Origin of the sequence: Bacillus thuringiensis (assembly GCF_001595725.1) — a bacterium.
Lineage (GTDB): Bacteria > Bacillota > Bacilli > Bacillales > Bacillaceae_G > Bacillus_A > Bacillus_A thuringiensis_K.
The window spans coordinates 517,649-535,473 of record NZ_CP014283.1 but is presented as its reverse complement, the minus strand read 5'-3'; the positions used below and the strand labels follow the sequence as shown (position 1 = coordinate 535,473).

Genomic DNA, 17,825 nt, shown 5'->3' with positions numbered 1-17,825 from the left:
ACTATTAGACATATTCAAGAAAAGAGTCTAGTAGTATAGTAATGCAGATAGGAAATGATTAAACTTTTTATAAAAGAATAAACCAACTGAAAATATTAAGAGCGTGTTTTGATTTACCTTTTTCAAAACACGCTCTTTTCTATGATTATTTATCAAAGTTATTAGTATCATTTGAATAAACTTTATTTAAAAGTAAAAACAATGTTCAAATAAAATTATGTCTTAATTGAATATACTACACAGCCACAATTTGCTATTTTCTAAGCTCAAAGTTTACCTCTCCAATAAGTGGAAATAATAAAACTATAAAACATTGGATGGAGGATTTATAGTGACGAATAATGAGAATTACAGTGGAATATTAACCCATAACGCCGAATCTTATTGGACGAGCAGTATTCATTTACCAGAATACCCTTCCTTAGAAAATGACATGCAGGTCGATGTTATTATTGTAGGAGGAGGAATTACTGGCATTACTTCTGCCTATCTTTTAGTAAATGAAGGCCTAAAAGTTGCTGTTATAGAGGCAGACAAATTATTAAATGGAACGACTGGACATACGACAGCTAAAATTACTGCTCAACATGATATGATTTATGACGAGCTTATAAGATATGCCGGAAAAACTACCGCAAGATTGTATTACGAAGCAAACATAGATGCTTTAAATTTCATTCAAGCCACAATTAATAAACATCACATTGATTGCGATTTCACTCAACAAGATGCTTATCTGTATTCCACAACAGAAGAATACGCATTTAAGTTAGAAAAAGAAGCAGAAGCTTATAAAGATCTTCGTATTGAAGGCGAACTTGTAAACAAACTTCCTATTAACTTAAAAATACACAATGCACTTGTTATGAGAAATCAAGCACAATTCCATCCCCTTAAATATTTAGCCCATCTTTCAAATATAATTACAGAAAAAGGTGGATACATCTTTGAAAATACCACAGCAGTAAATATAAAAACTGGCGAGCAACCTGTGGTTCTTACCCGTGGAGGAGCTCAAATTACAGGAAAGTATATTCTCTCTTGTTCCCATTTCCCTTTTTATGAAGGCGCAGGACTTTACTCTACAAGAATGCATGCAGATCGCTCCTATATAATTGCTGCTAGAACAAAAACAGATTATCCAGGAGGTATGTATATTAGTGTAGATGAACCGACACGCTCTCTCCGTTCTACAACAATCAATGGAGAAAAATTTATTCTTATCTCTGGAGAAAGTCATAAAACGGGACAAGGCGGAGAAACACTAAAACATTATGAAGCCTTGGAAATATTCGGGCAACAAGTTTTTGGGCTTGAAAATATTACATACCGTTGGTCAGCTCAAGATTTAATTACACTAGACAAAATTCCTTATATCGGAGAAATCACCTCCGATCAGAGAAATATATTAATTGCTACTGGATACAGAAAATGGGGTATGACTAATGGGACTGCAGCTGCTCTTTTATTCCGAGACATCATATTAAAGGAAAAAAGCAAATATCGGGAATTATATACTCCCTCTCGTTTCCACATGAATCCTAGTTTAAAGAATTTCTTAGTCGAAAATGCCAATGTTGTTGGTCACTTAATTAAAGGAAAGTTAGAGATTCCTCAAAAATGTATTCATGATTTATCTAACGATGAAGGAGCCGTCATTGATATTGATGGCCATAGAAAAGGAGCTTACAAAGATGCAGAAGGTAAACTTCATATTGTAGATACAACTTGTACTCATATCGGATGCGAAGTTGAATGGAACAATGGTGAACGTTCTTGGGATTGTCCATGCCATGGTTCACGATTCTCGTATACAGGAGAAGTACTTGAAGGGCCTGCTGAAAAACCATTGCAAAAATACGATTATAAAATGATAGATAATCTTACTTCTGAAGACTCTGGTTACTAACTAAATTTATAAATGAGTGATATTGAATTTACAATATAAAACCAAGATACCCCGTTTGAGGGTAACTTGGTTTTATTAGCTTGATGATGTCGTAACCATCCCCCTAAAATTGACAACTTATAAGGGAATATCTTTTCACCTTCTATCCTAACTAACAAGTCGTGAAATTCGTTTCTTTTTCCATGAAAATTTATAATATCCATATTGCAAAAGTAAACTTACAATAAATGCAGCTGGATATCCAATCCATATTCCTTTTATACCAAGATTTGTATGATAAGAAAGGTAATAAGCAACTGGGACTTCTACAAGCCATATCGATACAACACCGATAATAGTGGGCCATAATACAGTTCCACTTGCTCGCATTGTCGCACCAATAATTTGAGCATGGCCGAAAATTAAATAACTCCAAAGTGTAATCATCACCAAACTATGTGCAATTTCGATTGTATTCGAGCTCGTTAAGAATAACGATAAGATTTCTCTTGAAAACAAGTAAATAAAAGCAATTAATATACCACCAATTATATAGTTCATAACGATTCCAGCACGAATAACTTCCTGTAATCGATTAAATTGCTTTGCACCAATGGATTGCGCAGCGAAAATGGATACTGTTATTCCGAGACTGACTGCAGGCATCTGAACATAACTTGCAACCTGGTTTACAACCCCATATGCAGCAGTCGCATCAGAACCGAAACGATTCACAAATGCGATTACCGCAATCTCAGATAATGAAACAAGAATCATATTAATACTCGCTGGAATTCCAAGGCGTAATAATAGTTTTAACAATTCCCAATCCATACGAAGATATTTCCGTACGGTCTCATCTAATTGCAGTGGATGATTCTTCTTCTTTAAGTAAATAAGCATAACAATAAATGTTACAATGGTTGAGATAACAGAAGCAGAAGCAGCTCCATATACACCAAGTTTGGGTGCTCCTAGCCAACCAAAAATTAGAATAGGTAATAGAATTATATTTAAGAATGTACTAACAATTAAGAAATAAAACGGTGTCTTAGAATCTCCTGTACCCCTAATAAACGTTGTATAAGAGAAATATAGAAATAAAACTGGCATAGAAATAAATAAAATACGTGCATAATGCACACTCATATCAATTATATTTTCTGGCGTACCCATAAGACGCATAATGTTCAGAGCAAATACATTTCCCACTATTGCCAAAATAATTCCTATTATAAAGGTAAATGTTAACGTCGTACCAACAATGGCTTTTAAACGCTCTTCATTACGGGCACCAAATGCCTGACCAATTAAAATCGAACTACCTGATCCAATCCCAATTACAAACGAAACAAGTAAAAAGAATAATGGGAAAAATGCTGAAATGGCAGCTAATTCCTTCACACCAAGCCATCGCCCTACTACCACCATACCAAATAATTGTCCAACTGATTGTAATATGTTACTTAAAAGCAAGGGAACTAGAAACATAGACATTGATTTCCATGTTGCTTTCTCATCCTTTTGTTGATTTTTTAATCTTTTACTTTCTTGAATACTATCTATCGATGATTTCATATTTGATTTCTCCTTTAATTTGGAGGATTTATATCATTTTGAGAATAATACGTTAATGATGAAAAAAATTTCAAGTTAACATTATAATCTTATCTACAGATTCCCCCCTACGTAATAATGATTTTTGAGAATTTGTTGTCATTCTTTTTTCTACACTTCTCCCTTTGGATTTACTCTTCAACATGTGCAACAGTTGGGTTAATTTTCCTTGCCCCGTTTATTTTAATAAAATTATTTATATTATTAAATGTAATAAACAATTAATAAATATAATTGGTATAAAAAATGATTTTTGTAATTAACAAAAGTCATTTTTTACTTTTAAATATTGTAATTACTTAATAGTAGTTTATTTAAGAGTTAAAAAATAAATATTCTTCCCTTGTTTTGGTGTTCATTATAGCGGTTAACATAGATTACTGCTCTTTTATGTTTTCTTCTATGTTGTATACTTTTTAATAATTTGTCCAAAATATAACTAACCTGTTTTAGAACAAATTGGTTACCGAGTAGTTAGCTTTTGCTAGCTGCTCTTTTTACTGTAATTACTAAAAATACACCTAATCATCTTTTTCAAAAATATTACTTTTAATACTCACTTACGAAGCAGGTGAATACTATGCCATCTGTTATACCTAAAATTCTTGTTCAAAATACATAATTTAATAAATATAGGGGATTTTTATAATGTTTCTCCAAAAGAAAATACGAAAGGGTATTATGGTCCGAGTGCCTCCAATGTTGGTTCATTGTGAATGCTTTTAATGGAGTTTGTGCAACAAACATGTTTGATAGTGATGTTATAGACCAAGACACAGTCGTAATAAATTAAAATAATTCAACGTCTGAATAAAAACTAATATTTCATCTATAATAAACATTACAACCTGCTTCTTACCCAGGTTGTATTAAATAGAGCAGTTGCTACAACTAACTGCTCTATTTTAATTTTAGTTACATAAATTTGAAACTTTTGTGCATACCATGTGTACTCCTTAAATTCATAGATGTAATGTTCTTATGGCAGTTAGCTTTTGCTAACTGCTTTTTATCATTAAGTATGTTCCAAAATGATGAATTTCTAACTATTAGGTTAGCTCATGCTATCTAGAAAAGGAGTTTGACCTTTTACTTAAATCTCCTGAAGAGACTCTGCCCAGATATTTTCCAATAAAAAAGGAGAGATATATAATCTCTCCTTTTCATCCATTTACTATAAAATTAGCGAGTGAATCCACCGCCAAGTTGTTGTTCAGCCATTGCTACTAGACGTTTTGTGATTTCACCACCAACAGATCCATTTGAACGAGCTGTTGCGTCTGCACCAAGTTGCACACCAAACTCTTGTGCGATTTCATATTTCATTTGATCGATTGCACTTTCAGCACCACGAACTAATAATTCGTTACGGCTTCCACTATTATTGTTTGCCATTGTGTCTCACCTCCTAGTTTTTAATATGCATAAAAACATCTGAAAATATTTATCTTTTTTTTAGAATTTTTCATTTTATTTTTTTACATAAATTTTACTTATACTTCACAAATTAGTAGTGTGTAGGAGAATGAAATACAAAATACATGCCATAGGATATCATGTAATAAATGAGCCACTGTCACAAAACGAAACGGTTACGCTTTTATATAGCGTAACCGTTTCGTTTTGTTGTTTGCCATCATTACGTATACTCGTTAATTTTCATGTCTATACTGTTTAGAGAAGGTATTCCATGCCATTCGGATTGACCTCCAGCACATGATAAGTTTATAACCGTTCCTATAATTAGGAACGGTCTTATTTCATTTAACTGTCCTTTTGAATTACAGTAACTGTTTTTTGATAAGCATTTATACATATCGGATATGAATTTATTTTACAAATAATGAATATTCACCATTTTTATCATCGAATTTATAAACATTCAAATAATATTTGCCTGGTTTCGCTACGAATTTCCCCTTTATAGTATTTCCTTCATCTTCACCACAAGCTACATAATTTTGTATGTCTGATTCATGATAAAGTACCCATGTCATCCCAATATTTTGTTCATTTACCACAGAAATATCTACTTCTTTTGGATCTGTAACATTAAACGTATAAACATCTGTTTGATCAGGAGTAACCAGATTTCCTTTTACAAGCGTATTAAATGGGAGTACCTTCTCCTCTTCAAGAGATCCACCTGTTTGCGGATCTTGTTTTACAGTAACTTTTGTTTTTTCTTTACTTTCTTTTCCTCTACTATCTTTCACTGTTAGTTCCACAGTATATGTTCCTTTTTCTCCATATACATGGGTAGGATTGGCTTCTGTACTTGTTGTACCATCTCCAAAGTTCCATAGATAAGAAATAATTTTTCCGTTTTCACTTTCTGTACCATCGCTATGGAATTGAATTTCTTCATTTACTATCCCGCTGTATGGTCCATTCATATTTACTATAGTATTTGTTTTTTCCTTTTCCTCTGTTGCAACACCATGAAAAACAATATCATATTCAAACTGGTTAGCTGCATTCACACGATAGTTTACGAAATAGGCTGTAACTGTTTTATAACCACTCCAACCTTTTTGGGATAACTGCTCCAAAGTTCGATTTACTTGTTTACTCATCGTTTTCCAATCTTCAGACTCACCTTTTGATGTACCACCTGTGTACTTGCCTTCCACAGTAAATGTATTAAAGAATTGCGACTCATATTTTGTAATTTTTGCATCTTTTATATTTGCTACATCCACAATTTCGTTTTTCACTTCAGCTAGCGGCTTTGGTGCGTGTTGAATTAAATAATCATTTGTTACTTGCGGTACATTATATTTATCTTGATTATCAATCAACTGCTGCATATACGCTTGATATTCTGCATTCAATTGTGTATTGTTGCTCAATGATTCACGATATGAGTCATAATTTTTCACATCGTTTGCACGGATTAAATCTTGAAGCTTCTCAAATGTTTCAAATTGATGATTATACAAATATGACTGTAGTGCAAAGGAATACTTATAAAAGTCCCATGATCCATATTTTGAGAACAAAGTTTGCTTTGCTGTATAACGGCTTGCTGGATCAGATGATAAGCCACTTATCATACTTTTACGCGGAACAACATTATCTGTACGTGTAGATCCTGCAAAAAATTCTGCATTCCCTTCTTGGAACCAAGTTAATCGTTCATTTTGATACATTTCTCCGCTTCCAAATAAACCAGGAACCTCATATCTTCCTTGTAAATAATGAGTAAATTCATGACGGAATAACTCTTCTAAACTATAAATACTCTGCTTTGGCGTACGCTCATATGTAAAGAAGGTCCCCTTCTCTTCAATATAAATTCCACCGTTGTTTGTTTCATATCCATATAATTGTCTATTTAATTGATATTCATCTGGATTATTATAAATTACTATTGTTAGTACATCATCAGCGTTACCCGGTTCTAGTGCTTTATCATTACCAATTACACGGTGATATTGTGCTTTTACTTCTTTGGCTGCCCAATATAATCTCTTAATTTTTTCTTCTGTTACTTTATCTCCTGTTTTGAAGACAATTGATCCGTCATCAAATGTATATGTTTTAGGTAAGTATTGTCGTTTCCCTTCTTCACGTACTTTCTGTAGATCTACTGCATTTCCACTATAATCTTTTCCACCATAGTTTGTTTTAATTTGTTCTACTGCTACAAAATAAGGTCCACTTAGACGAGGATACAAGCTCATCGCTTGTGTAATAACTTCCAATCCTTTGTATGGATTACTATGAAATTTCCCTAAACGACCTGCATAATAAATGCCATTATTAATTAGCCAACTATTTTCATTTGTTATATTCCCCACGAGAGCAATTCTATTAACCTCATTTATAAAGTTATCAATCTTTCCATACCACATTGTTTCATTAGGTTGCTTATTCGTATCCTGCAAATAAGACTGTATATCATAATCAATTCCTTTTACAATTTCATATACGGCTTGTCCTTTCGCATAATTGCTTACATACGTTGAAAGATTATCATTATATTGTTTTAAAACATTTACCGCATACTGTACTGTTTCAGTATCACTAGAGGCATTACCAATTAATTTTCCATACGCAGCTACTACTCTATCTTGCTCAGCTGTACCTAATGTAAAGTTTGGATTTTTCGCAATCGCTTTCAATGCTGGTAAACATTTGTCATGGAAGCTTCTCTCTTTTAAGTAACTTAATTCATTATTATAATATCCCACATAAAAAGCAGAACGTAATACTTCAACAAATGTTTCAATGCCCTTTGAGTTTTCTTTCGTAAACGTCTTTCCTCGTTGTCCTAATTCATTAATGATAACGTTCATGCGTTCTTTATTCTGATAAAATGCTTTCGTATCTTGATTGAATTGAAATAAATCCGTAATTTGATTCCAAGAAATTTTTGATAATGTATCAATGAGTTCGCTATTAGGCATTTTATTCAGTTCTGCCAGAGTGTAGCTTTGCTTTAATTGACTTTCATCACGTTTCATAACTAGAGTAGGACGTTGTGAAAAATCGCCTACTTTTAAACGCTCTTCAAAAGTCAATGTTTCGTCCGCTGTTGTAGCATGTACAATTTCATCTTTTGAAGTTTCTGTCCCCATTGGTTTCATCTGTAAGATATTATAGGATGCTGTTTCTTCTGCTGATACCTGTGTTTGAATACTTCCAAATGATAATGCCATCGTGCTAATCCCGATCATCATTTGAGTAAATTTTAAATTCTTGTTCATTACATTTCCTCCATTTATATATTCCACCCAAAAATATAACATTTTATCTTAATAAATAATTATAATATGTATTATTTCATATTTTATCACTTGAATTTCTTTCTTTTTTTCATCCTTACCCATGAACTGGGTATATCTTTTGTTTGAAATTTACGGGTTCGTCGTAAGAAATCAAACTCTCTGGCAAGATTTCGTCAGATATTTAACGATAAAAAGCTTTGTATTTCTTATGCAAATAGTTGTAATTCATTGGATACAGAAATAGACGTACAAAACCGCCATCCTTTCTTATAATTTTACACTTTGACAAGTATTTTTTATAAAAAATACTTGTCAAAGTGTAAAACAAAAAGGGCTATCTCAGCCCTTTTTGTTTTATAAATTCTCTATATCATATTCGGTATATCCCTCATAATAGTAACTAATATTAATTCCTTTCATGAATATTTCACGACTATTTATTTCATCTACTAGTGCATTTTGGAGTAAATGCTTAATTTCAATATCTATAATTGGGCTGCGTTCCATTGCCAATAAATAATCTTCTTTATCAATTTTATTCCAGTCGGCCACCTGATGAAGTTCATTTTTAAAGATTAAATCTAGCCATATTCTAGTCGCTCTACCGTTTCCTTCTCTAAAGGGGTGGGCAATATTCATTTCAACATACTTTTCAACAATTTCATCAAAGGTTGTTTGTGGCATAGTGCTAATATGCTCTAATGAATGGTTTAAGTACATAACAGGGGCAAAGCGAAAATTCCCCTTCGCTATGTTGACCTTTCGAACCTTTCCAGCAAAGAAATAAATATCCTCCAATAGGTATTTATGCATGTCAGAAAGACCCTTGAATGTACCAACTTCTATGTGGTTTATCTCTCCTGAATCATATAAATTTTTGATTTTCATTTTTGATAGTCGTTCTTCCACTCGATTCAATTCCAACTGATTTTTGATATCTAATTTATTTTCTAACACAACCATTCTCCTCTTTTTTTGCAATTAATTCTTTTTCTTCTTTTGTAGCTAGATTCTTAATTAAGCTTCTAGCCATAGTTTTTTAATTGTGGTATTTTGCTTGTTCTGGATTGCGTTTTTTATAGTTTTTGTGGTTTCGTTTTGTGCCTTGCTGAATGCCATTCTATCCACTCGCTTTCAAGCCTATAAGCACATTATATATATTAATTAGTAATTTGTTTCAAACAAAAAACAAACTAGAGCCGAAGCCCTAGTCTATAGCCATATCAAATATATATTTAGTACCTTTCATAATTTTAAAAACAACTATTTTACTAATCGTACGAAAGGCTTCCTAGCTATTTTTACGGCACCTCTAGGTGATCCTATTTTGCTCTTTTAGCAATAGAGACAAAAAATCTGGTTCTGATGTAAAAACTTCAAATTAACCACAATTATTCTATAAAACTCAGACATACCAATGAACAAGCATTCAAACGATTCCAGGCAGTTTAAATTTGATTATAGAACTATTTCTCACTAGCAAAATAAAGCAAGGCTATGGTCGGAAAAGCGATTCCTATCCATAATGTTAGATTCCATCCCCCTAAGGCATATGCCCATCCTCCAATAAAGGATCCAACAGCACCTCCTAAAAAGAACATAGCCATAAATAGCCCGTTTAATCGACTACGAATTTCTGGACTCAACGAGAAAATTAAACGTTGGCTAAGCACAAGGTTTGCAGATACTCCCATGTCTAACAGAATTGCAGCAAATACTAAAACACCTATTCCAAAGGGCGAGCTACTTTGAATAAAAAGTGGTAGTAATAAAGAAATAATAACAACAGTGAGAGCTATCCCAGTGGCGGGTCGTGTCCAGCCAAGATCAGCTAGACGACCACCTATTGGAGCGGCTATTGCACCTGTAATTCCGACAAGTGCATATAATGCTATAGCAGTCTGAGAAAAGTGAAAAGCAGGACTAGATAATAATAATGGAACAGTGGTCCAGAATAAGCTGAAAGCCCCAAATACACAAGCATGATAAATGGCACGACGGCGTAAAATTGGAGTAGTTCGTAGCAGTTGCCACATTGAATTAAGTAAGGCTATATAATTTGTTTTTCCCTTTGGTTTCCTGGTAGGGAGTACTTTCGATAATACAAATGCCAAAACAATAATTACAGTAGCAGATAAAGCAAATATTGCATTCCATCCCCACATATCGGCTACTAGACTAGATATCGGTCGCGCAAGCATAATACCTAATAACAGACCACTCATGACATTGCCAACTACGCGACCACGTGCATTCTCCGATGAAAGATATGATACAAGAGGTACGAGCACTTGCGCTGCGACTGACCCCAGTCCGATAAAGAATGAAGTAATTAACAACAAGATTGCGCTTTTTACAAAAACCATGGCAATGAGTGCAAATGCACTTAAAAATAACAACATAAGTATCAATTTTTTATTCTCAACAATATCCCCCAAAGGTACAAGAAATAGTAAGCCAACAACATATCCAATTTGAGTTAGCGTTACAATTAATCCAGCGCTACTATTAGAAAGTCCAATTTCATTACTAATTACCCCAATTAAAGGCTGTGCATAATAAAGATTAGCCACAATAATACCACATGCAGTTGCTAAAAGAATGATTAAACCTGATGAAATATCCTTATCAATTGCTTTATTTTTAAAATTAGACATAACAATTTCCTCCCATACTTTTATTTCAAAATTACTAAATCGCCTTGGTAACTACTACTGCGATGCCATTTTTTATTGTAATAAATTAAGTCTAAACTACTTTCCATTCTGCTATTAAAAGATCCCATTTCATCTCTTTTTTATCCCCCTTTTCTAAATGTTTTTTAGCAATTTAATTTGTGATTTTTGGAATCTAAATATATCCATACCATTACAAGATGTTAGTTAGTTAGTTAATTAATAAACTGAACGTTCAGTTTATTAATTAACTAAAATATATACTAAACGTTCAGTTTTGTAAATAGGCTATTTTGTTTTTTGTCCATATTAAGTATACTAAACGTATAGTTTATGTTTTGAAAGGAATGATTAATGTGCAAGGTAAACGAGGTCGACCACGTAATATTGAAACCCAAAAGGCCATACTTTCTGCGTCCTATGAGTTATTATTGGAAAGTGGCTTTAAAGCAGTCACAGTCGATAAAATTGCAGACCGTGCTAAAGTCAGCAAAGCTACGATTTATAAATGGTGGCCAAATAAGGCTGCTGTGGTAATGGATGGTTTTCTTTCTGCTGCTGCTGCCAGATTGCCTGTACCCGACACAGGTTCAGCATTGAATGATATTTTAACTCACGCTACAAGCTTAGCCAGTTTTTTGATCAGTCGAGAAGGAACTATTATCAATGAGTTAGTTGGTGAAGGGCAATTTGATTCGAAACTAGCAGAGGAATATCGTGCTCGATATTTCCAACCACGTCGACTGCAAGCAAAGCAACTTCTGGAGAAGGGAATTAACAGAGGAGAATTAAAAGAAAACCTCGATGTTGAATTAAGCATCGATCTCATTTACGGACCAATTTTTTATCGCTTGCTAGTAACCGGTGAAAAGTTGGATGAATCCTATGTACATGACTTGGTTATAAACGCATTCGAAGGGATACGTTTGAAGTAATTAACATATAAACAAAGATTTAGATTTCCAACGTTTCCTATACTGATGTAACTCGCATTAACTTGATAAATAAAGTATCTAATGTTTTAAAACTGATGTTTATGGGATTGTCCCCCGTATACATCAGTTTTAAAACAGACTTAATCTACAAGCTAATCACGCTTCCTTTTTGATTTTTGGAAGGTTGTAATATTTATGAGTTATTGATTTTTCATTTAAAAACAGATTAAAACCACATAAGAACCCTGAATTTGTATTTTATACAGTTTACCTATTCTATTTAGTTTGCATCAAATAAATCAATGGTTTTAATTTGTCTACAATCGTAGGTATGATAATAATATGCGCCAGACTCCATGCACATAGTGCTTGTATAGATGGTATTGTCTAATATACCTTCTTCCGTGATTACTCCACCCTTAGGAACTTCGCCATTTGATAAGCTATGAAAAACAGCTGATATTCCCGCTTCTTTTAAATCGTGACATATTTAAGATATTGATGTCATTGGATTAAAGTAATAATTACTTAAAAAATTAATAAATAAAAACCCTCCACAACAAGGAGGGCTTAGTATTCTATATAAATAAATCTTTAAATGGTAAACTTAATATTTTATTGTATTGGTCCTAATAATCCCATAATTTCTTCAGCTTTTTGGTTTTCGATGCTATAGTAAATTTCTAACCCCTGACGATTTCCTCTTAGAACCTTCCCTCTCATTTTAGATAAGTGTTGGGAAACTGTTGATTGTGGAATGTTTAAAATTTCGGTCATTTGGGTTACATTTAGTGTTTTATGTTTAGAAAGCTCATTGATCAGTTTTAAACGCATTGGGTGTGCCATAAGTTTTAAAAGCTCTACATCCTCTTCTAAAATCGTGTTCTCTACATGCTGATTCGCAAATCTTGTCATAGTATACGCTCTCCCTTATTTGTTTTCTTCTAATGTAGTGTAACTTCCATATTACATAATATTAGTATGTTCGAATGTTTATTGTTGAAAAATGATACTTAAAGTATACAACTGTAGTTTGTGCTAGTAGTGGAGTTAATGTGTGGTTTGTATGAAGTTTTCATTTACTATTAATCTAGTCTGTTTAAGCTAGTATAAAAGTTATGCATATAATTAAAAAGACAAACTCTCCAAGATGAGGAGTTTGTCCAAAACCATGATCTCTTTAGTTCAACAATATAGAGTTCAGTTCCGATAAGAATTTTTATTTTTTTCATATCCCATGTTTTTTGCATCAGTACTAACAACAGTGGATTAGAATAATGACTGAATACTTGCTAAGACAGTAAGGATACCTATAATAATGACAAATACATTGCTCGCTTTCCCTTTGTATTTAGCAAGTACTGGTACTTTATGGATCGCATACATTGGTAATATACATAAGATAGCAGCAACTAGCGGACCGCTAAGGGCGTCAATGATTCCAAGAATACTTGGATTTGTATAAGCAACATACCAGCATGTTAATACGACAAAAGTAAGAATTATTGTCTTAACTGTTTTTTCTCCTATATCTTTCCCACGTTTTTTACCGGACTTGATAATCATGTCACGCATTACCTCATACGCTCCTATATAATGGCCAAGGAAAGACTTTGTAATAGCCACAAACGCGATGATAGGAGCTGCAATAGTGATTACTGGCGAATTAAGCTCATTAGCAAGATATGATAGGATTGACAAGTTCTGTTCTTTTGCCACCATAAGATCATTTGGAGTCAAACTTAAAGTACTGCTCCAAACAAAGAACATAACAACAGCGAATGTCATGATATAACAAACTTCTTGTATTTGAGCACACTTGGCATCAGTAGCTTCTATTCCATAACTAGCTCTCTGCTTCACAACAAATGATGAAATCATAGGTGAATGATTAAACGAGAATACGATGATTGGAAGTATCATCCATATCGTTCCTAAATATCCTGTTCCTGTTGAGGCAGTAGAAACACTTGAAAAACTAAGCATTGACGTATTCCACTGTGGAATCAAAGATATTGCGATAAAAAGTAGAGAAGCTATAAAAGGATACACTAGCATGCTCATGATCTTTACAGTTATATCTTGACCAAAATTTAGTATAGCGATAAGACCAAGTACTAAGACAAGTGATAAAATGGCCCTTGGAGGCTCCGGCATGTGCAATTGATGCACGATAAAACTACTAGCGGTATTTGTAAGTGCGACCGAGTACATCAGCACAATCGTATAAATGGAGACGAAATATACAATGTTAAAAATAATACTTGCCTTATTTCCAAAATACTCTCTTATAGTACCTGTAATCCCCTCATCGGCAGAGTTCGAAGCGTAAATCATTTTAGCAAGCGCCCTATGTGAATAATACATAACAGGATAGGCAAGTATGGTAATTAACAGCAATGATAATAAACCACCTGAACCTGCATTAATCGGTAAAAAGAGTACCCCTGCTCCAATTGCTGTTCCAAAAAGGCTCAATGCCCAGGTAGTATCCTGTTTATGCCACTTTTTAGGGTCTAGATATTTCTCATCTTTTACTGCAGTATTATCAGCTTGAAATTCTATGTTTTTTGCAGTATTCCCATTCATGTAATAATTCCTCCTCGTGTCCTATTCTTAATTCTCTATTTAAGGTATAGGAATATAGACTGTTCTTGAAAAATGAATTGCTTATATAGTGCATCACAACGAATATCCCTCTTCTAAATTAATCAATAGCGAAGCTGCAACCCCAAGGGTTTGTTACCACTTACAAAATATTTTAATTATATAGTAGTATATTTTATTGATAATTCCCCCAACATACAGACATCCTTAGGCGAACAATAGAGTACATATTGTTAAATATTTCACAATATTCTCGATAGTTGTTTATTGATTTGATTATTTCTCCCCAAAGATTTTATTTTTAATGGCAATCCCTGTAGGTGTAGCCGCAATTCCGCCTAAACCTGTCTCTCTTAACTCACGAGGCATCTGTCTTCCAACCCTATACATTGCTTCAATAACTTCGTCAGCATTGATGATATTGTTTACCCCGGCTAATGCGATGTCTGCTGCTGCTAAAGCATTTGTCGCTCCAATGGCGTTTCTCTTTACACAAGGAATTTCTACCAAACCAGCGACCGGATCACAAACTAAACCGAGTAAATTTTGTAATGCGGTCGAAAAAGCTTCAGAAGATTGCTGTGGGGTTCCACCCGCAGCTTCTACCGCAGCTGCAGCCGCCATCGCTGAGGCACTTCCTATTTCAGCTTGACATCCTCCGTACGCTCCTGAAATACAAGCGTTGTTTGCGACTATCGTTCCAAATAACGCTGAAGTGAATAGAAAATGAATCATATCTTCATGATTTAACTGCAACGTATCTTTAATACTAAATAGGACTCCCGGAATCGTCCCACTCGCACCTGCTGTTGGAGTTGCACAAATAGCTCCTAATGCAGCATTTACTTCATTAACACCGATAGCACTTTGAATCCCTAACACCATCAAATCTCCAGAAAGAGTTTTCCTATTTTCTCGATAGTTTTTAAGTTTTACAGCATCCCCTCCGGTTAACCCAGTTGGAGAAAATACACCGTCGCCTTCAATACTTTTATTTATTGCATGTTGCATAGTCGTTAAATTTCGTTCCATTTTACTCCAAACTTCTTCATAAGAAATTTTAGTTTGTTTGATTTCCTGTTCGATTGCTAATTCATAAATTGGCTTTTGGCTTTTATTAGCTGCATCCACAATCTCTTTTATGGACATATACATATTTTTCACTCCTTAATGTAACTAAAGAATAATAAGGTTAGCTATATTGCTTAAATCTCCTAATTCCTTCTGAACAGTACCAGGTAATATCGAATCCAAAGCGAATGCATATAAATATCTTGTTTTATCTTCCAAACTATGAAAGCTGTTAATTTCCACATCATATTGTTTAAAGATCCTGCGTAAAACAAATTCAAAGTCAGCTCTTTCCGAAATCGCAATAACAACTGGCAATGGCCCCTGCAGATCTAAGCTAAAACCATCAATTTCAACATGTTTGACTTCAATCAACCCACCACCGACCGAAATACCCATCGTTCTAATACTTCGACTTTCATCCTCTACATATACATCTGCCGTATTTGGATGACCGGCAGGACTATTACCCGATTTTTCAATAAAGGTAATGTCAATTCCCTTAGACTCTGCTATTTTAATAGCATCTGGCACTTTGCTGTCATCGGCAGCAAAGCCTAATATACCAGCAATAATTGCAAAATCAGTTCCATGACCTTTATGGGTTTCAGCAAATGATTCATAATACTTTACTACAACTTTTTTTGGAAGACCTTGAAATAATCTATTAGCAACTGTTCCGATAGCCAAAGCACCTGCAGTATGTGAACTTGAAGGACCTATCATTATGGGCCCAATCACATCAAAACAACTTTTATATTTAACAATCTTTTTTTCTTTAATAGATGCTACATTCATGTTCATATAAACACCCCCATAATTTATTATTTTTAATTACAGTTGAATCTAATTTATTGGAATGACCAATTTAAAATAAAATTTGTTTGATAGCGCTTTCTTTATTGAGTTGAATAAACTTCCCTTCTGATTCACTACCCTCCGTATAGTAATCATATCAATATATCAAATCTTTAAAAATTACTGGCAAGTTCTTTAGAATTTTCAAACCCAAACGAGGTTTGTTATTTTCTCTAAAGGTATTGAATTATGTCTCGACGCCCTCATTATAACTTGTATATTTATAAGTTTAATCTTTTTTTATTTTTAGAAAGATTGAATAGACAGAATTTTGAATAGGTAATAAATTACACTTAGTATGTAGCAATTGTGTCCTTTGTTTAAAGCTGTATTAGTTAGTAAAAAAGCAAAAATAACACAGAGTTTCTTTCATAAACACATTGATTATATTGGAAAATCATTATAAAAATACTTATATTGCCCTTAGTTTGGATATCTTATTTTGGACGGGAAACCTGTTGCAATAAATAATTCATGCAGATGAAAAGGAATACATTAATGAAATATAAAACCCTTACGTATATTAATCACATAATTAGTATAAATATTAATTATCAGAAAAAAGGAACTTTTTTTTATGAACCTTAACATAAAGGATACGTTCCAAATAAAAAGGGGATTCCTAGTAGGCTCCTTTTTATGCTGTTTTTATATGAAAAATCCTCTTCAAAATGAAAATAAAAAGGGCTATTTCAGCCCATTTTTATTTATAAATCCTCTATATCATATTCAGTATATCCCTCATAATAGCAATTAATATTAATGCCTTTCATGAATACTTCACGGCTATTTATTTTTATCTACTAGTGCATTTTAGAGTAAATGCTTATTTACGCTTTTTATTTAGAATAATCTTTCATATGTAATTAAGATTTTTCACTCTCTGTAAAAAGTGATTTATGTTCTACTGGAGAAGAAAGCACTATTAAGGTTGTAGGCTTTCCATACTCTAAGCACAAATTAATATAGTTTTCGAGTGTATGTACTGATTCTGTCACTACCTTTGTTAAATAACTATATAAACCGGCAATACGATGGCATTCGACTACATCTGGATGTTCCATTGCAAATTTTTTATATTTGTTGCAATCTCTTGGTTCCATTAAAACAAACGCGGTAATATGTTTTTTTAATTCTTTCGGATTAACAATTGTACGATAACTTATAATGACACCCTGTTCCTCTAGTCTTCTGACCCGCTCTGTAACAGAAGGGGAACTCAAACCTACCAGCTTTCCTATTTCAACCATACTTAAACGTGCATTTTCCTGAAGATGTGAAAGAATCTTTAAATCTGTTTGATCCATTAATGTATCTCCCCTTGATTAATTAAGAATACAATTAATAATTCTTAAATTTTTTAAGAAAATTATAATTAATACATAAATTATAGCATGTTATCTTTTTTTAAAACTTTATATAATTGATATCAATTAACGAA

The 17,825-nt window shown here is 33.3% G+C and carries 12 protein-coding genes and 3 pseudogenes; 3 read left to right on the top strand and 12 right to left on the bottom strand.

Annotated elements, in window-relative coordinates; genetic code table 11:
• Positions 1 to 331: 331 nt before the first annotated feature.
• Complete coding sequence (locus AXW78_RS28500) at positions 332 to 1,909, top strand: FAD-dependent oxidoreductase (protein ID WP_000183686.1); 1,578 nt, start codon at positions 332 to 334, stop codon at positions 1,907 to 1,909.
• Between the two features lie 147 nt (positions 1,910 to 2,056).
• On the opposite strand, the gene AXW78_RS28495 is transcribed toward AXW78_RS28500, so the two are convergent.
• Positions 2,057 to 3,385: an MATE family efflux transporter gene (locus AXW78_RS28495; RefSeq protein WP_420042256.1), complete on the bottom strand. Its 1,329-nt coding sequence runs from the start codon at positions 3,383 to 3,385 to the stop codon at positions 2,057 to 2,059.
• Between the two features lie 700 nt (positions 3,386 to 4,085).
• Here AXW78_RS28495 and AXW78_RS33475 point away from each other — a divergent pair.
• Positions 4,086 to 4,298, top strand: a pseudogene (locus AXW78_RS33475) (spore germination protein).
• 389 nt (positions 4,299 to 4,687) lie between these two features.
• Here the strand turns inward: AXW78_RS33475 and AXW78_RS28490 are convergent.
• From AXW78_RS28490 to AXW78_RS28475, 4 genes are all read right to left on the bottom strand, one after another.
• Positions 4,688 to 4,900, bottom strand: a complete 213-nt coding sequence (locus tag AXW78_RS28490) for an alpha/beta-type small acid-soluble spore protein (RefSeq protein ID WP_000002845.1) — start codon at positions 4,898 to 4,900, stop codon at positions 4,688 to 4,690.
• A 434-nt stretch (positions 4,901 to 5,334) separates the two neighbouring features.
• A complete protein-coding gene (colA, locus tag AXW78_RS28485) occupies positions 5,335 to 8,217 on the bottom strand; it encodes a collagenase ColA (protein WP_001038991.1) in 2,883 nt (960 codons plus the stop codon).
• Between the two features lie 375 nt (positions 8,218 to 8,592).
• Positions 8,593 to 9,201: a protein adenylyltransferase Fic gene (gene fic / locus AXW78_RS28480; protein ID WP_003303862.1), complete on the bottom strand. Its 609-nt coding sequence runs from the start codon at positions 9,199 to 9,201 to the stop codon at positions 8,593 to 8,595.
• A gap of 503 nt (positions 9,202 to 9,704) precedes the next feature.
• A complete protein-coding gene (locus tag AXW78_RS28475; RefSeq protein ID WP_000064487.1) occupies positions 9,705 to 10,895 on the bottom strand; it encodes an MFS transporter in 1,191 nt (396 codons plus the stop codon).
• A 365-nt stretch (positions 10,896 to 11,260) separates the two neighbouring features.
• On the opposite strand from AXW78_RS28475, the gene AXW78_RS28470 reads away from it, so the two are divergent.
• Positions 11,261 to 11,848, top strand: a complete 588-nt coding sequence (locus AXW78_RS28470; protein WP_003303864.1) for a TetR/AcrR family transcriptional regulator — start codon at positions 11,261 to 11,263, stop codon at positions 11,846 to 11,848.
• A 283-nt stretch (positions 11,849 to 12,131) separates the two neighbouring features.
• Here the strand turns inward: AXW78_RS28470 and AXW78_RS33470 are convergent.
• The 7 genes and pseudogenes from AXW78_RS33470 to AXW78_RS28445 form a co-directional block, all read right to left on the bottom strand.
• A pseudogene (locus tag AXW78_RS33470) lies at positions 12,132 to 12,329 on the bottom strand (linear amide C-N hydrolase); the annotation flags it as partial.
• A gap of 134 nt (positions 12,330 to 12,463) precedes the next feature.
• Positions 12,464 to 12,763: a transcriptional repressor PagR gene (locus AXW78_RS28465; protein WP_000196515.1), complete on the bottom strand. Its 300-nt coding sequence runs from the start codon at positions 12,761 to 12,763 to the stop codon at positions 12,464 to 12,466.
• Between the two features lie 354 nt (positions 12,764 to 13,117).
• Complete coding sequence (locus AXW78_RS28460; RefSeq protein ID WP_001014197.1) at positions 13,118 to 14,437, bottom strand: aromatic amino acid transport family protein; 1,320 nt, start codon at positions 14,435 to 14,437, stop codon at positions 13,118 to 13,120.
• Positions 14,438 to 14,731: 294 nt separating this feature from the next.
• Positions 14,732 to 15,610: an L-serine ammonia-lyase, iron-sulfur-dependent, subunit alpha gene (sdaAA, locus tag AXW78_RS28455; RefSeq protein ID WP_000281941.1), complete on the bottom strand. Its 879-nt coding sequence runs from the start codon at positions 15,608 to 15,610 to the stop codon at positions 14,732 to 14,734.
• A 21-nt stretch (positions 15,611 to 15,631) separates the two neighbouring features.
• The gene (gene sdaAB, locus AXW78_RS28450) at positions 15,632 to 16,330 is read right to left on the bottom strand and encodes an L-serine ammonia-lyase, iron-sulfur-dependent subunit beta (protein WP_001057004.1); all 699 of its coding nucleotides are present in this window, start codon (positions 16,328 to 16,330) and stop codon (positions 15,632 to 15,634) included.
• Positions 16,331 to 17,091: 761 nt separating this feature from the next.
• Positions 17,092 to 17,197, bottom strand: a pseudogene (locus AXW78_RS35830) (protein adenylyltransferase Fic); the annotation flags it as partial.
• 53 nt (positions 17,198 to 17,250) lie between these two features.
• On the bottom strand, positions 17,251 to 17,691 hold the full coding sequence (locus AXW78_RS28445) for an Lrp/AsnC family transcriptional regulator (RefSeq protein WP_000372881.1): 441 nt from the start codon (positions 17,689 to 17,691) through the stop codon (positions 17,251 to 17,253).
• Between the last annotated feature and the right edge of the window lie 134 nt (positions 17,692 to 17,825).

Excerpts from the sequence above, each read along its gene's own strand:
- AXW78_RS28495 (WP_420042256.1), bottom strand. The coding sequence starts at position 3,385 with ATGTCTATGTTTCTAGTTCCCTTGCTTTTAAGTAACATATTACAATCA.
- AXW78_RS28490 (WP_000002845.1), bottom strand. The coding sequence starts at position 4,900 with ATGGCAAACAATAATAGTGGAAGCCGTAACGAATTATTAGTTCGTGGT.
- colA (WP_001038991.1), bottom strand. The coding sequence starts at position 8,217 with ATGAACAAGAATTTAAAATTTACTCAAATGATGATCGGGATTAGCACG.
- fic (WP_003303862.1), bottom strand. The coding sequence starts at position 9,201 with ATGGTTGTGTTAGAAAATAAATTAGATATCAAAAATCAGTTGGAATTG.
- AXW78_RS28475 (WP_000064487.1), bottom strand. The coding sequence starts at position 10,895 with ATGTCTAATTTTAAAAATAAAGCAATTGATAAGGATATTTCATCAGGT.
- AXW78_RS28470 (WP_003303864.1), top strand. The coding sequence starts at position 11,261 with ATGATTAATGTGCAAGGTAAACGAGGTCGACCACGTAATATTGAAACC.
- AXW78_RS28465 (WP_000196515.1), bottom strand. The coding sequence starts at position 12,763 with ATGACAAGATTTGCGAATCAGCATGTAGAGAACACGATTTTAGAAGAG.
- AXW78_RS28460 (WP_001014197.1), bottom strand. The coding sequence starts at position 14,437 with ATGAATGGGAATACTGCAAAAAACATAGAATTTCAAGCTGATAATACT.
- sdaAA (WP_000281941.1), bottom strand. The coding sequence starts at position 15,610 with ATGTATATGTCCATAAAAGAGATTGTGGATGCAGCTAATAAAAGCCAA.
- sdaAB (WP_001057004.1), bottom strand. The coding sequence starts at position 16,330 with ATGAACATGAATGTAGCATCTATTAAAGAAAAAAAGATTGTTAAATAT.
- AXW78_RS28445 (WP_000372881.1), bottom strand. The coding sequence starts at position 17,691 with ATGGATCAAACAGATTTAAAGATTCTTTCACATCTTCAGGAAAATGCA.